6 protein-coding genes and 3 rRNA genes are annotated in these 15,526 nt (G+C 42.1%); all 9 read right to left on the bottom strand.

Annotation, left to right across the window (positions count from 1 at the left end; all coding sequences use genetic code 11):
• Positions 1–12: 12 nt before the first annotated feature.
• Positions 13–3,066 carry an AAA family ATPase gene (locus tag NY10_RS11480; RefSeq protein WP_058920057.1) on the bottom strand — a complete coding sequence of 1,018 codons (3,054 nt, stop codon included), beginning with the start codon at positions 3,064–3,066 and terminating at the stop codon, positions 13–15.
• 1 nt (position 3,067) lies between these two features.
• On the bottom strand, positions 3,068–4,198 hold the full coding sequence (locus NY10_RS11475) for an exonuclease SbcCD subunit D (RefSeq protein WP_058920056.1): 1,131 nt from the start codon (positions 4,196–4,198) through the stop codon (positions 3,068–3,070).
• 281 nt (positions 4,199–4,479) lie between these two features.
• Positions 4,480–6,276: a DUF4153 domain-containing protein gene (locus NY10_RS11470; protein ID WP_058920055.1), complete on the bottom strand. Its 1,797-nt coding sequence runs from the start codon at positions 6,274–6,276 to the stop codon at positions 4,480–4,482.
• Between the two features lie 135 nt (positions 6,277–6,411).
• Positions 6,412–6,527: ribosomal RNA gene (gene rrf, locus NY10_RS11465) — 5S ribosomal RNA — on the bottom strand.
• A gap of 92 nt (positions 6,528–6,619) precedes the next feature.
• Positions 6,620–9,539 (bottom strand): 23S ribosomal RNA (locus NY10_RS11460).
• Between the two features lie 207 nt (positions 9,540–9,746).
• A 16S ribosomal RNA gene (locus NY10_RS11455) occupies positions 9,747–11,308 on the bottom strand.
• Together the 16S, 23S and 5S rRNA genes form the textbook arrangement of a ribosomal RNA operon.
• Positions 11,309–11,965: 657 nt before the next feature.
• Positions 11,966–13,330, bottom strand: coding sequence for a M20/M25/M40 family metallo-hydrolase (locus NY10_RS11450; protein WP_058920054.1), 1,365 nt, complete (start codon positions 13,328–13,330; stop codon positions 11,966–11,968).
• Positions 13,331–13,457: 127 nt separating this feature from the next.
• Positions 13,458–14,420 carry an ABC transporter ATP-binding protein gene (locus tag NY10_RS11445; RefSeq protein WP_058920053.1) on the bottom strand — a complete coding sequence of 321 codons (963 nt, stop codon included), beginning with the start codon at positions 14,418–14,420 and terminating at the stop codon, positions 13,458–13,460.
• Positions 14,421–15,476, bottom strand: a complete 1,056-nt coding sequence (locus tag NY10_RS11440) for an ABC transporter ATP-binding protein (RefSeq protein ID WP_058920052.1) — start codon at positions 15,474–15,476, stop codon at positions 14,421–14,423.
• Positions 15,477–15,526 lie beyond the last annotated feature (50 nt).

The following is a 15,526-nucleotide window of genomic DNA, read 5'->3' as shown; positions in this document are numbered from 1 at the left end:
TTTTTTATGGTGTTACATTTTCACTTTGACTTGGCTTCCTTGCGAAGTTTTGGTTACATCGATATGAACCGGTATACGCATCTTCAACTCTTCAACATGAGAAATAATGCCGACCAGTCTGCCTCTTTGGTTTAATTCAAACAACGTTTCGATCGCGCTATCTAAGGAATCAGAATCTAATGTCCCAAAGCCTTCATCAATAAACAAAGTATCAACACTGACTCCGCCGCTATGATTTTGAATGACATCACTTAATCCCAAAGCTAGTGCTAAAGATGCTTTAAAACTTTCACCGCCAGATAGAGTCCGGACACTTCTTGTTTTTCCTGTATAATTATCAAAAACATCCAAATCCAATCCTTTTGCGCCTGTTCCTTTGACTTTTTCCTCACGTCTCAGTAAAGAATATCGATTGTTCGTCATTTGTGTGAAGCGCAAATTTGCAGCAAGAATGATTTCTTCAAAATAAATCGCCAATACATATCGTTCAAATGATACGTAGTCTGTCTCTTTCGAACCATTGGCTAATTCGGCTAATTCACTGTACAGACGATAATTTTCTAATTGTGCTTGTTTAGCCTCATAATTTTTGCTGATTTCTCCACTGGCCGTTTCATAATTTTTTACAGTTCCGACTAATTCTTGATATCTTTCTGCCAAATTTGCCAGTTCTTTTTGTTTTTCTTGGTTTTCTAACTGATAGTCTTCAATGGTTCGACTATCGCTTGCTGCTAATTTTTCTTTCTGCTTTTGATAGTTTACACGGTTGACCCAGACTTTTTGATCATAAGCAGCAACTTCTTCTGTTAAAGTCTTTGCTTGTTCAGCATCAATCAAATGCTCTTCAAAAGCCTCATTTAAATTAGCTGCTTTTAACTGCTTTTCAAATTCAGCCGTTGCTTCTTCATATCGAACAACCAGTCGTTCGTGTTGAGCTTCTAAAGAAAGTGTACTGGTCTGGTACTGCGTTTCTGATTTTTCTAATGCGATTTTTTTATCTTGGTGTTTTTTATAAGCTGCTTCGATTTGCTGCAATTCATCGATCAACTGCCGTTTAGTTGCTTGTACTTGTTCGAGCTCTTCATATGTCAGTTGAAGCCGTAATTCCTGAATTTCTTCTTTTGTTTCCTGGATTCTTTTGCAGTTATTTTGACAAACTGAGCTCAATTCTTGGATAACAGACTCCAATCGGCGTTCGGCTTGTTGAATTTCTTCTAGTTGATGTTGAAGATCCTTTTCCTGCCCCGCTAATTGTTCTAGTTGCTCGATATCAATGGCAAGTTTCGTTCTTTCGTCAGCTAATGCTGTTAATTCTTCTTGCAGCTGGTTCAATGCTCCCCCTGCTTCACTAGCATGCAATTCCAATAATTGTTCATACTCTTGGATACGCTCGTTTAAATGGCGGACTTCATTGGAAGCAGAGTTGTAAGCTTGATAATTCTGGTTTTTTTCTTCTTCAAATGCCTCTAATTGTTCTTGGGAGACTATATCTTCCGTCAAAACCGCTGTATGAGGATGTTCCATTGAACCGCAAACTGGACAAGCAGAATCTGCTTCTAACTCATCAGCCAGCATTCCTGCGATATTTCGATTGTAGGCCAAACGTTGCTGCTTGTAGTCTTCTTCAATCGCTTGGTAAGCAGCTTCCGTTTCTTTAAACAAGGCCAACTTCGTTTCTTTTTGTTCTACTGTTTGAGCTAACACCGTTACACTCTTTTGCTTGGATGACAATGCATTATTTTTTTCCTGCAATTCATTTGCGCTTTTTTGTTTTTCCAATAAATCCGTTCTAGCTTGGTAGCTTTCTGTTAACAGATTCTTTATCTGTTCTACTTGTTTTTTATAATCAATTAATGTTGCTGCTTGTTTTTCAATATCAGTTTCATGATGCTGATTGTCTTCTTCAAAACCCTTTATCTGGTTTTCTTTTGTTTTAATTGTTTTTATGGTTCGTTCTTCCTGTTCCAATTGATTGACGGCTTCTCTTTTTTCAGGTAAAAGAACATACTTTTTTTCAACCGCTGCAAAATCTTTTTTATTTTCTTTAAGCGCCTGTCGTGTTTCTCTTAACGCTTGTTTATCCGCCTCTAAATGCTGGTATATTGCTGTCTTATCCGTCGCTTCTTGCTGTTGTTGTTCTTTTAAATCAGCCAGCTTTTGCGCTTTTTCATTCAATGCTAAGGTTGTTCGTTTTTGATTCACAGCTGTTTTTAAAGCTTCCAACTCATTTTTTGTTTGTTCTAACTGAGCCAGTTCTGTTAACCATTCCACTCTCTCTTGATTGTCATGCATTTTTTTACGCAATTGATCCATTTCAGACGTATATTGTTGCATTTTATCTCGATAAGTATCCAATGCCATTTCTAATTCTGTTAATAGGTATTTGATGTCCAATAACTGGATCGCTTCAGCCAATGACTCGTTTTCTTGGGGTTGGATCATGCCCACAAATTGTTCCATCATTTTATCGCTTTGTTCGACTTCTGACTTTAAGCGACGAGCTTCTTCTTTTAAATCCAATTGAAACGTTTTGATGGTATCCGTTTGAAAAATATTACGAAAGATTTTTTCTTTATCTGCACTATTGGATTCCAGCATTTTTTTGAATTCGCCTTGCGGCAGCATCACGATTTGTTTAAATTGCTCATAAGAGAGCGACAGCAAATCTTGAATTTCTTTGTTCGCTTCATTTATTTTAGTGGTTACATTAGTGCCATGAATCAATTCAACTTCCGGACTGTATTTTTTAATTCTGTGTTTCCCAGGCCCCATTTGAGCAGGCGTACGTTTGATGTAATACTTTTTGCCCGCTAGTTCGAATTCCAATTCGACATAACAGAGGACTTCATCCGATGCAAATTGGGATTTGAACGTATCTTTTCCGCGGCTTGTTCCACTGGCATCATCATATAAAGCATAGGCAATGGCATCAAAAATCGTTGTTTTCCCAGCACCCGTTGGTCCGCTTACTAAAAAAAGCGTTTTTTGGTTAAATTGGGTGAAATCAATTTCTACCTTACCTTTATAAGGACCAAAAGCGTTCATAACTAATTTTAAGGGTCTCATGTTACTCTTCCTTTCCAATCTGATGTAAGAGTTGTTCAACGATTTCTTTTCGATCAGCATCCAATTCTTTTTGTTTATACTGTTGATAGAAATCACCAAATAGATCTTGCAAAGGTGTTTCTTGCAAACTGGCTTGATTATGCGTTAAATGAGTTTCATTTTGTTCTTTTCTGGCTGCATACTCCAAGCCCATTGCATTTGGAAAGCGTCTGCGCAACTGATTCATCGCATCCATCACGAAATCCTCGTCTTCCAATTCAAAAAATACATAATCTTCAGATTTTTGTGTCATCAAATCGTGAAACAACCCTTTAACAATACGCATATCGTGTTTCGTCTCTAAATAAATCGGTTCGATTTCTACTTTGCCTTTTTCAAGCGTCACCAAAGAGACTTGTTTCTTTTGGATCGCTTCTGATTTAGAATACTTTAAGATTGAACCGCTGTAACGAATCCTTTCGTGTTTAACCTTTTGCGGCTTATGTAAATGCCCTAAAGCTACATAATCAAAGTCCTCAAACAGTTCAACGTTGACGTATTCTGCCGTTCCAATGCTCAATGGTCGCTCTGAATCCGTCGTTTCAGAAGTATCATTATTGAAATTGATGACATACCCATGAGCTATCAATACATTAGTTTCATTGGGATCCATTGTTTCTTTGATTTTCTCAATTTGGATGCGAGTCGCATCTTCGATATTTTTGATCGTATCGTCTTTTAACAGTTCGCGGATGTAAACATGATCTGCAAATGGAAGCAAATAGAAATTTGTATCCTGAATCGTAACCTTCCGAGTAGTCTCTTTAACGGTTCCTTCTATATAAAGCTGACTGGACTCCAACAAGCTAGCTCCATATTCAACTCGTTCATTGCTGTCATGATTGCCTGCAATGACGAATACCGGAATTTTTACTTCATGGATCAATCTCGTCAACACCGAATTCACCAAGGCCACTGCTTCTTTTGGCGGAAAAGCACGGTCGTATAAATCGCCTGCCATAATTAAAGCATCAACTTTTAAAACCTTTAACTGTTCAATTAATTGGTTCAGAAAAAATTCTTGGTCGTCTAACATGGAAACTTCATTAACGATTTTTCCAATATGCCAGTCAGCTGTATGTAATATGCGCAAAATAACCGCTCCTTTATCTCATATCCTTAGTTTAACTAAACTTGTCTATCTTTACTTGAATGATTCTTCCAACCTTTCTAGTTTACCATGCTTGATTTGAATACAAAAGTTTCGTTTTTGATGAACTAAACTCTTATCTCTTTCTCCTATTCTTACTATCTGTTATTAAAAAAATATTCATTAAATTGGCTAATACAATGATTTTAATCTATTTTTCAATAAAAGGAAAAGTTCATTTGAGTTTAGTTAACCCCAAATGAACTCTCTTTTTTAATATCCTTTTACTTGATTTCAACGAAAAGATAAAAGCTTCCGCCATATTGGTCTTCATAAGCATCCATAGATTCAACAAGTATCTTTACTTTAGCTCGCTTATTTTCCTTCACAATAGTCGCTTCATCCATCGTCAATGTTCCTTTTTGAACATTTTCGTCTGTCAATATTTCATCAAAAATCTCTTTCATATCTATTTGAATAAGTTCTTTGTCTTCCTCGTCCGTTAAACTAAGACTATAGTAGCCATCGTCTTTAAGCTGTTGCATTAGTGTATATGCTGACCCGTCTTTCTCAAACGAGATGACGCCTTCTTCTGATGAACCAGCTTGAGAACCATACAGTTTCAAACGAATCAATTGATCATAGCCTTCGACAGATAAGTTTAAGCCATTATCCCAATCTAGGCTAACATATTGGCCGCTCTGAAAGCTATTTTGGTTTTCATACTCTTTTGCAAAACCAAAAGTCGTTTCAAATTGTTGATAAGTTGCAGCGTCACTAGGCAACCACTCAACGTCTTTCACATAATCCATTCTTTCCAGATAATCGAATGTTTCTGTAACGCGCACTTTATCTTTTTCAGAAATAGAAGGATTAGGGATAACTTCATTGTTTTCAAGCATTTTATTTTTTACAAGCACATCTTCTAACAAATGCGTTTGGTTCACACGGCTTACCGTAAAAGCATCAATCGGCGGAATAATCGAGATGAAACAAAAAACAATCAATACGGCAGCTACTAGGCCATTTTTTCTGACAGGCAAGAAACTAAAAACTAGTCCTGCAATCGTAGCAAATACCCCAAAAAGAATTACATAGTAACGTCCTTGTGTGATACCCATTTCACGAATTTTCAAGATAGAAGCAATTGTTTGAAACAAAACAATCGGGATCAATACTTTCGGAAATATTTTTCTAAATACGACTGCAAATTTATTTTCAATGGTACTTGCCAAGATATAAACGAGAATCACAGTGACCGCATAAGAGACCAATAGCGGCTCTAATAAATTATCCGTCCAAAAACTGCTGCCTATGTTTAAAACGATATAGGCTAACAGAATAGCTGTATAAATCACCGTTAAAGGAATAACTACATATGAAAGTAAAATTTCCAAGTTTCTAGGACAGCTTACCGCTTGCCGAACTTGTTCTTTTTTTGCTAGTGTATCTTCTTTGGCAATGTCGTTCTTTTCCATATCTACGTAAGGAGGTGTGAAAGATAAAAAGTATAAGGGCGCAAACAAAGAAAAAACAACATTTAACAAATGAAGCGTCGCTTTATAATCTACTGAAAAGAGCAGCCGATCAATAGCAAATAAAATCGAACTGACACCAATAGCTATAATGACTGTAAAGAGAATCGTAATAAAAAAAGCTTTGAATGCAGACATGAAACTTTCATTAAAAGACAGTTTTTTCTTAATCGTCGGAACCCAGATAAAAGCAAATATCAAAGCAAAAGCTGCCACACCTGTTTTTATACTTATTTCTAAACTATACTCTGCTGTTGTTCGAATAATAAAATAATAGCCAATGGATAACAGGATAGCCCCGCCCATCAATAAAAAACGATCGCTTTGCTTTTTAGAAAACCTTTCATAGACATGTTGAGCAACCCCGCTAAGAAGCGCTCCAATTAAAAATGTAAAAAGGTATCTCGTATAATTTTCCTGTTCTTGCTGAATTGAGATGGCATTTACTCCTAAAACAGCTGCAAGAAACAAAACCGTTAAAGGATAACGACTGCCGGCATGAAGCAATCCTTGAAATGTCTGCTGCAAGTTTTTTATTAATTTCATTTTAATCACCCCTTCTTCTAGATTATAGTCTACCGCTTTCTAAAAGTATATTAGTTCGATTTTCAATCTCTCGGTTTTTCTAGCACAAAAAACCATGAAAAAAAGGCACCATCCGAAGATGGTACCTTTTAGATTGCGCGGCAGCGTCCTACTCTCACAAAGGGAAACCCTTCACTACCATCGGCGCTAAGAAGCTTAACTGCTGTGTTCGGCATGGGAACAGGTGTGACCTTCTTGCCGTCACCACCGCACATTGGTTCATCAAGAGAACGGTGTTCTCTCAAAACTGGATAGTGTTTTTCTCTTGCAACATCGTGTCGAAACCAAGACACCGTTTAAAAAATTGGTTAAGTCCTCGACCGATTAGTATTGGTCCGCTCCATACATCGCTGTACTTCCACTTCCAACCTATCTACCTGATCATCTCTCAGGGGTCTTACTCACTTACGTGATGGGAAATCTCATCTTGAGGGGGGCTTCACGCTTAGATGCTTTCAGCGTTTATCCCGTCCACACATAGCTACCCAGCGATGCTCTTGGCAGAACAACTGGTACACCAGCGGTGTGTCCATCCCGGTCCTCTCGTACTAAGGACAGCTCCTCTCAAATTTCCTGCGCCCGCGACGGATAGGGACCGAACTGTCTCACGACGTTCTGAACCCAGCTCGCGTACCGCTTTAATGGGCGAACAGCCCAACCCTTGGGACCGACTACAGCCCCAGGATGCGATGAGCCGACATCGAGGTGCCAAACCTCCCCGTCGATGTGGACTCTTGGGGGAGATAAGCCTGTTATCCCCAGGGTAGCTTTTATCCGTTGAGCGATGGCCCTTCCATGCGGAACCACCGGATCACTAAGCCCGACTTTCGTCCCTGCTCGACTTGTAGGTCTCGCAGTCAAGCTCCCTTCTGCCTTTACACTCTACGAATGATTTCCAACCATTCTGAGGGAACCTTTGGGCGCCTCCGTTACTCTTTAGGAGGCGACCGCCCCAGTCAAACTGCCCGTCAGACACTGTCTCCCAGCCAGATCATGGCTGTGGGTTAGAGTGGTCATACAGCAAGGGTAGTATCCCACCAACGCCTCCACCAAGACTAGCGTCCTGGTTTCATCGGCTCCTACCTATCCTGTACAAGCTGTACAAACACTCAATATCAAACTGCAGTAAAGCTCCATGGGGTCTTTCCGTCCTGTCGCGGGTAACCTGCATCTTCACAGGTACTATAATTTCACCGAGTCTCTCGTTGAGACAGTGCCCAAATCATTACGCCTTTCGTGCGGGTCGGAACTTACCCGACAAGGAATTTCGCTACCTTAGGACCGTTATAGTTACGGCCGCCGTTTACTGGGGCTTCAATTCTGAGCTTCGCTCGAAAGCTAACCCATCCTCTTAACCTTCCAGCACCGGGCAGGCGTCAGCCCCTATACGTCATCTTTCGATTTAGCAGAGACCTGTGTTTTTGATAAACAGTTGCTTGGGCCTATTCACTGCGGCTGACCAAATGGTCAGCACCCCTTCTCCCGAAGTTACGGGGTCATTTTGCCGAGTTCCTTAACGAGAGTTCACTCGCACACCTTAGGATTCTCTCCTCGACTACCTGTGTCGGTTTGCGGTACGGGCCGTTTGTTTCTCACTAGAAGCTTTTCTTGACAGTGTGACATCGGGAACTTCGGTACTTAATTTCCCTCCCCATCACAACTTGTCCTTAGAGAAGCAAGCATTTGACTCGCTTCAAGACTTGTTGCTTGGACGCACATATCCAACAGTGCGTATTCCTTAGCCTACTGTGTCCCTCCATTGCTCAAACAAAACAAACGGGTACAGGAATCTCAACCTGTTATCCATCGTCTACGCCTATCGGCCTCGACTTAGGTCCCGACTAACCCTGGGAGGACGAGCCTTCCCCAGGAAACCTTAGTCATTCGGTGGACGGGATTCTCACCCGTCTTTCGCTACTCATACCGGCATTCTCACTTCTAAGCGCTCCACCAGTCCTCACGGTCTAGCTTCGACGCCCTTAGAACGCTCTCCTACCATAGAACCTAAGTTCTATCCACAGCTTCGGTGTTATGTTTAGCCCCGGTAAATTTTCGGCGCAGGGTCACTCGACTAGTGAGCTATTACGCACTCTTTAAATGATGGCTGCTTCTGAGCCAACATCCTAGTTGTCTAAGCAACCCCACATCCTTTTCCACTTAACATAAACTTTGGGACCTTAGCTGGTGGTCTGGGCTGTTTCCCTCTCGACTACGGATCTTATCACTCGTAGTCTGACTCCCGGATATAAATCAATGGCATTCGGAGTTTATCTGAATTCGGTAACCCGAGAAGGGCCCCTAGTCCAAACAGTTGCTCTACCTCCATGATTCTTATTCCGAGGCTAGCCCTAAAGCTATTTCGGAGAGAACCAGCTATCTCCAAGTTCGATTGGAATTTCTCCGCTACCCACACCTCATCCCCGCATTTTTCAACATACGTGGGTTCGGTCCTCCAGTGCGTATTACCGCACCTTCAACCTGGACATGGGTAGATCACTTGGTTTCGGGTCTACGACCACATACTCATTCGCCCTATTCAGACTCGCTTTCGCTACGGCTCCGTCTCATCGACTTAACCTCGCATGGGATCGTAACTCGCCGGTTCATTCTACAAAAGGCACGCTATCACCCATTAACGGGCTCTAACTACTTGTAAGCACACGGTTTCAGGTGCTGTTTCACTCCCCTTCCGGGGTTCTTTTCACCTTTCCCTCACGGTACTGGTTCACTATCGGTCACTAGGGAGTATTTAGCCTTGGGAGATGGTCCTCCCGGATTCCGACGGAATTTCTCGTGTTCCGCCGTACTCAGGATACTGATCAGAGTGAACGGGGTTTCAGTTACGGGGCTTTTACCCTCTTTGGCGGACCTTTCCAGGTCGCTTCTCTTACACCGTTCATTTATGACTCTATGTGTTCAGTCCTACAACCCCAGAAAGCAAGCTTTCTGGTTTGGGCTTTTCCCGTTTCGCTCGCCGCTACTCAGGGAATCGAATTTTCTTTCTCTTCCTGCAGGTACTTAGATGTTTCAGTTCTCTGCGTCTACCTCTACTGACCTATGTATTCAGTCAGCAGTAACACCCTATCAAAGGTGCTGGGTTTCCCCATTCGGAAATCTCTGGATCACAGCTTACTTACAGCTCCCCAAAGCATATCGGCGTTAGTCCCGTCCTTTATCGGCTCCTAGTGCCAAGGCATCCACCGTGCGCCCTTATTAACTTAACCTATGGTCGTTGTTAATAGCGATCCAACATCAATTGATGCGAATCGTAAAAAATAAAACGCGGTTTTTACTTGGTTTCTTACTTTGTTACAATTGTTAAACACTATCCAGTTTTCAAAGAACAACATTTTTGATGCATTGAGAAGATTAGACCTCTCAAAACTGAACAAAGCCAAAACGAATGTGTGAGGTTCCGTAATATTCCTTAGAAAGGAGGTGATCCAGCCGCACCTTCCGATACGGCTACCTTGTTACGACTTCACCCCAATTATCTATCCCACCTTAGGCGGCTGGCTCCTTTGCAGGTTACCTCACCGACTTCGGGTGTTACAAACTCTCGTGGTGTGACGGGCGGTGTGTACAAGACCCGGGAACGTATTCACCGCGGCGTTCTGATCCGCGATTACTAGCGATTCCGGCTTCATGCAGGCGAGTTGCAGCCTGCAATCCGAACTGAGAATGGCTTTAAGAGATTAGCTTGACCTCGCGGTCTTGCGACTCGTTGTACCATCCATTGTAGCACGTGTGTAGCCCAGGTCATAAGGGGCATGATGATTTGACGTCATCCCCACCTTCCTCCGGTTTATCACCGGCAGTCTCACTAGAGTGCCCAACTGAATGCTGGCAACTAGTAATAAGGGTTGCGCTCGTTGCGGGACTTAACCCAACATCTCACGACACGAGCTGACGACAACCATGCACCACCTGTCACTTTGTCCCCGAAGGGAAATCTCTATCTCTAGAGTGGTCAAAGGATGTCAAGACCTGGTAAGGTTCTTCGCGTTGCTTCGAATTAAACCACATGCTCCACCGCTTGTGCGGGTCCCCGTCAATTCCTTTGAGTTTCAGCCTTGCGGCCGTACTCCCCAGGCGGAGTGCTTAATGCGTTAGCTGCAGCACTGAGGGGCGGAAACCCCCCAACACTTAGCACTCATCGTTTACGGCGTGGACTACCAGGGTATCTAATCCTGTTTGCTCCCCACGCTTTCGAGCCTCAGCGTCAGTTACAGACCAGAGAGTCGCCTTCGCCACTGGTGTTCCTCCACATATCTACGCATTTCACCGCTACACGTGGAATTCCACTCTCCTCTTCTGCACTCAAGTTCCCCAGTTTCCAATGACCTTCCCCAGTTGAGCTGGGGGCTTTCACATCAGACTTAAAGAACCGCCTGCGCTCGCTTTACGCCCAATAAATCCGGACAACGCTTGCCACCTACGTATTACCGCGGCTGCTGGCACGTAGTTAGCCGTGGCTTTCTGGTTAGATACCGTCAGGGGATGAGCAGTTACTCTCATCCTTGTTCTTCTCTAACAACAGAGTTTTACGATCCGAAAACCTTCTTCACTCACGCGGCATTGCTCCGTCAGACTTTCGTCCATTGCGGAAGATTCCCTACTGCTGCCTCCCGTAGGAGTCTGGGCCGTGTCTCAGTCCCAGTGTGGCCGATCACCCTCTCAGGTCGGCTACGTATCATTGCCTTGGTGAGCCATTACCTCACCAACTAGCTAATACGCCGCGGGTCCATCCATAAGCGGTAGCCGAAGCCACCTTTCATCCAACGATCAGGAGATCACTGGAATTATGCGGTATTAGCAGCCGTTTCCGGCTGTTATCCCCCACTTATGGGCAGGTTACCCACGTGTTACTCACCCGTCCGCCACTCTTCTTCTCTGGTGGGTGCAAGCACCCGGTAGAAAAGAAGCGTTCGACTTGCATGTATTAGGCATGCCGCCAGCGTTCGTCCTGAGCCAGGATCAAACTCTCATAAAAGTTGGCTCCGTCCGTTAGGACTTCACCCTTTTAATGATGCTTGAAGCTCATTAATTGAATTGCTAGCGAATAATTATTCACTTTGTTTCTGTTGGTTTAACCCTTGGTTAAACCACCTTGCACATTTGGTTCGTTTTGCTTTGTTCAGTTTTCAAAGGTCTAATTTGGTTGCTGTTGCCGTTTTGACAACTTCTAAATATTACCAGAAGCTGACTTGCTTGTCAACAACTTTTTTAAATTTGTTTTTCTCGTTGCTGCGATGTATCGCTGCAACATCTACTAATATAACAGGTTCTCAAACTTCCGTCAACAGTTTATTAAAAATAATTTCAACTTATAAAACAAATGCTAAACAAAAAAGACATAGTTGTATGGTTATTTCCAAATTTCTCTGCCCTCCGATATCGAGACTAACAGCTTGCTCAGAACGTTTTTCATGTTCTTTTAAAGGCGATTTCCTTAACGATCAATCCTCGTTTCCCGTGTATAAAAACTTGTTTCATACGTATATTTATACTCACTAATCGTTACTGCTTCTTTTTAGTCCTTCTTTTATAGAAGAAAGTATTTTCTATACACAACATAAAATAAGAAAAGGATATGATCAAAGTTATCTAAATCAACTCTGTCCGTATCCTTCTTATGTATCTAACTTCTTTATTTAGCAAAATCATTCAGCAAGATAGCTATATGCTCTATTCCTTGGTAATAATCCGCTAATCGAATGGACTCGTTTGGTGCATGTGCTCTGGAATTTCCCCAGCCGACCCCGCTGCTTAATATCGGCAATTTTAAATAGTGGTAAAAGTGGTACATCGGACCTGAACCAGCGCTGTTCGGCGAAAGAACGATTTCTGTATCTGATCCATAAGCTTTTTGAGCTGAATCAGTAACAGTCGCAACAAATGAATCGGTCATATCTGAACGAAAAGCATGCATGCCTTTGATTAATTCTAGTTTCACATCTTGGAAACCATGATCATCCAGATGTTTACGCAAAACTTCGTAAATATGTTCTGGTTCTTGACCAGGCACCAGCCGACAATCAATTTTAGCAGCAGCAGCTTTTGGCAAAACCGTTTTGATACCCGGATCTGTATAGCCGCTCATTAACCCGCTAATAGTCAATGTTGGTTCAAAGACCAGAGCTTCACTAGGCGTCACTTCTTTATCTTTTGTAATCAGATCGCCTGTCAATCCATAAATATCTTTAGTTGCCGCTTCATTAAAAGGCAGTTGACTGACGATTTCCTTTTCCAGCGAAGTAGGAGGCGTGATATTATCATAAAAGCCTTTGACCACAATTTCATTGTCAACCGTACGCATCGTTGCTAGAGCTTGGACCAATCGCCAAGCCGCATTGTCTACCACGGCTGCCATTGAAGAATGAATATCGACTTTGGCACTTTCAACAGATACATCAAAATAAGCAATGCCTTTAACCCCGGCTTCAATCACAAAACGTTCGTCTTTATCTTTACCGCCAAACTCCCAAATACAGGCATCAGCTGCAAATAAATCAGCATATTTTTCTAGGTATTTTTGTAAATTTGGACTGCCATTTTCTTCTTCGCCTTCGATTAAGAATTTAACATTACACGGCAAGCCGCCTTCTGTTTCCAATAAAGCCGAGAGGGCATTCAGACGAACCATAAAATTGGCTTTATTATCAGCTACTCCGCGAGCGTACAAAATACCATCGCGAACAGTTGGTTCAAAAGGCTCAGTTTCCCATTCGCCGATCGGATCTTCAGGTTGAACATCATAATGGTTGTAAAACAACAATGTTTTAGCAGCGTTCCCATTTGAAGCGGCTTCAAAGTAACCATAGACCACTGGATGTCCTCCTAAGTCATCCAACACTTGTACCGTTCCTCCTGTTTTTTCAATCATTTTTTTCACATATGCTACTGTTTCCGGGATTTGACGATGTTGGGTCGAAACAGATTGCAGGCGCAGATAATCATAAAACTCTTCCATTCGTTCATCAGCTATTTTTCTAAAGGTTTCTTTGGTCGTCATCGGCTTCTCTTCCTTCCTGTCAGCTTTGGCAAATTAGATCAATTGAACTTAAAGGCAAACCAGTTAACGTCAGCTGCATCAATACCGCTATTTTTTGGCTTTCCTTACCCTTTTTCCTTTAAATAGATCAGGCCTGCTGCATTTTTTGCTGTTTCTTTTTCAAAAATGGAATTTCATCGATATGGCAATAGACATAGTGTTCTGGAGAAATTTCATGCAGTCCGACATTTGTTTCATCCTCATATTCATGGTAAGTCGGATCATAAGCCATCCTCGAACGTTTTCGTTCTTCAATCGGATCGGGAGTAGGAATAGCCGACAACAATGATTCTGTGTATGGATGCAGCGGAGCGTTGTATAAGTCGTCTGCCGGACCTAATTCTAAGATCCGACCATTATTCATCACCCCAATGCGATCGCTGATGTATTTTACCATCGACAAATCATGAGCAATAAACAGGTAGGTTAGATTTTTTTCGCGTTTTAATTTCTTTAACAAATTAACGACTTGTGCTTGAATTGAAACATCTAACGCAGATATAGCTTCATCAGCAATAATAAATTTAGGACTGACAGCCAAAGCACGTGCAATCCCGACACGTTGGCATTGTCCGCCTGAAAATTCACGTGGATAGCGGGTCGCATACTCTCGGCTCAAACCCACCAAGTCCAATAACTCGTAAACCATCTCAGCGCGTTCTTTTTTATTTTTTGCTAAGCCGTAAACATCAATGCCGCCAGCAATGGTATCCATCACAGTCATTCTGGGGTTTAGCGAAGCGTATGGATCTTGAAAAACCATTTGAACGGATTTCCGAAATTCTAACAGTTGTTTTCGGTTTTTTATGTTATTGATTTCTTTCCCTTCAAAAAGAACTTCTCCGCCGGTAGCATCTAGCAATTTAGACAACATTTTTCCGGTGGTCGATTTTCCTGAACCGGATTCTCCAACTAACCCAAATGTCTCGCCTTCATACAGATGAAAAGAAAGATCGTTTACTGCACGAACTTCATTCTTTTTATTGGCATTAAAATACTGCTGCAAATTTTTGATCTCAAGAATTTTCTTTCGTTCAGGTATTGCTGCCATCTACCCCACCTCCTGTTTTTTCAACTTAGCATACAATTCTTTGCGTCTCACGATTTCATTCGGCGGCGTTACAGCTGGTGCATCTGGATGCAACAGCCAAGTAGCGGCGAAATGAGTCGGTGAAACTTGAAAAACTGCTGGCTCTTCTTCGAAATCAATTTCTAATGCATATTCATTTCGCGGAGCAAAAGCATCGCCGATAGTTGGGTACAATAAGTTCGGCGGATTTCCCGGAATAGCATACAAGTCCGTCTCTGTAGTATCTAAGGTGGGCATCGAAGCCAACAGTCCCCAAGTATATGGGTGTTGCGGATTATAAAAAATTTCATCCACTGTTCCGGTTTCTACGATTTTCCCAGCATACATAACCGCCACACGGTCGGCCATATTGGCAACAACACCTAAATCATGTGTGATAAAAACAATGGATGTATTGATTTTTTCTTTCAATTCATTCATTAAGTCAAGAATTTGAGATTGAATAGTCACATCCAATGCAGTGGTCGGCTCATCAGCAATCAAAACCTGCGGATTACAAGCCAAAGCCATCGCAATCATGACTCGTTGACGCATTCCGCCAGAAAATTGATGCGGATAATGATGCATTCGGTTCTCTACATCTTTGATCCCAACTAAGTGCAGCAATTCTTTCACACGCTCAGATGCTGCAGCTGCATCAATTTTTTGATGTTCGATCAGCGGTTCAGCAATTTGTTTGCCAATCGTCATCGTTGGATTGAGCGAGGTCATCGGGTCCTGGAAAATCATTGCTATCTCTTTTCCTCTGACCTTTTGCATTTCTTTATCGGAAATAGACAACAAATCTTGATCACCGAATTGAATCGACCCGCTTTTGAGCAGCGTGTTTTTCGGCGGCAATAACCGCATGATCGCTTTTGTGGAGACGGATTTTCCAGATCCAGATTCTCCTACGATCGCAAGTGTTTCTCCTTTGTACAAATCAAAGTTCACACCACGAACGGCGCTCACTTCTCCTTCAAATGTTTTAAACGAAATTGCTAAGTCTTTGACTTCCAGTATCTTTTCTTTTCCCATCTCTCCACCTCTTCTCATTATTTTTAAAGTCTTTTTAAAACTGGCAGCTG

The sequence above is a fragment of the Carnobacterium sp. CP1 genome, from assembly GCF_001483965.1.
Lineage (GTDB): Bacteria > Bacillota > Bacilli > Lactobacillales > Carnobacteriaceae > Carnobacterium_A > Carnobacterium_A antarcticum.
The sequence above is the reverse complement of the archived record's forward strand: the minus strand, read 5'-3'. Positions and strand labels throughout refer to the sequence as shown.

Bases quoted from the DNA above. Each gene is read 5' to 3' on its own strand.
- NY10_RS11480 (WP_058920057.1), bottom strand. From the start codon at position 3,066: ATGAGACCCTTAAAATTAGTTATGAACGCTTTTGGTCCTTATAAAGGT.
- NY10_RS11470 (WP_058920055.1), bottom strand. From the start codon at position 6,276: ATGAAATTAATAAAAAACTTGCAGCAGACATTTCAAGGATTGCTTCAT.
- NY10_RS11450 (WP_058920054.1), bottom strand. From the start codon at position 13,330: ATGACGACCAAAGAAACCTTTAGAAAAATAGCTGATGAACGAATGGAA.
- NY10_RS11445 (WP_058920053.1), bottom strand. From the start codon at position 14,420: ATGGCAGCAATACCTGAACGAAAGAAAATTCTTGAGATCAAAAATTTG.
- NY10_RS11440 (WP_058920052.1), bottom strand. From the start codon at position 15,476: ATGGGAAAAGAAAAGATACTGGAAGTCAAAGACTTAGCAATTTCGTTT.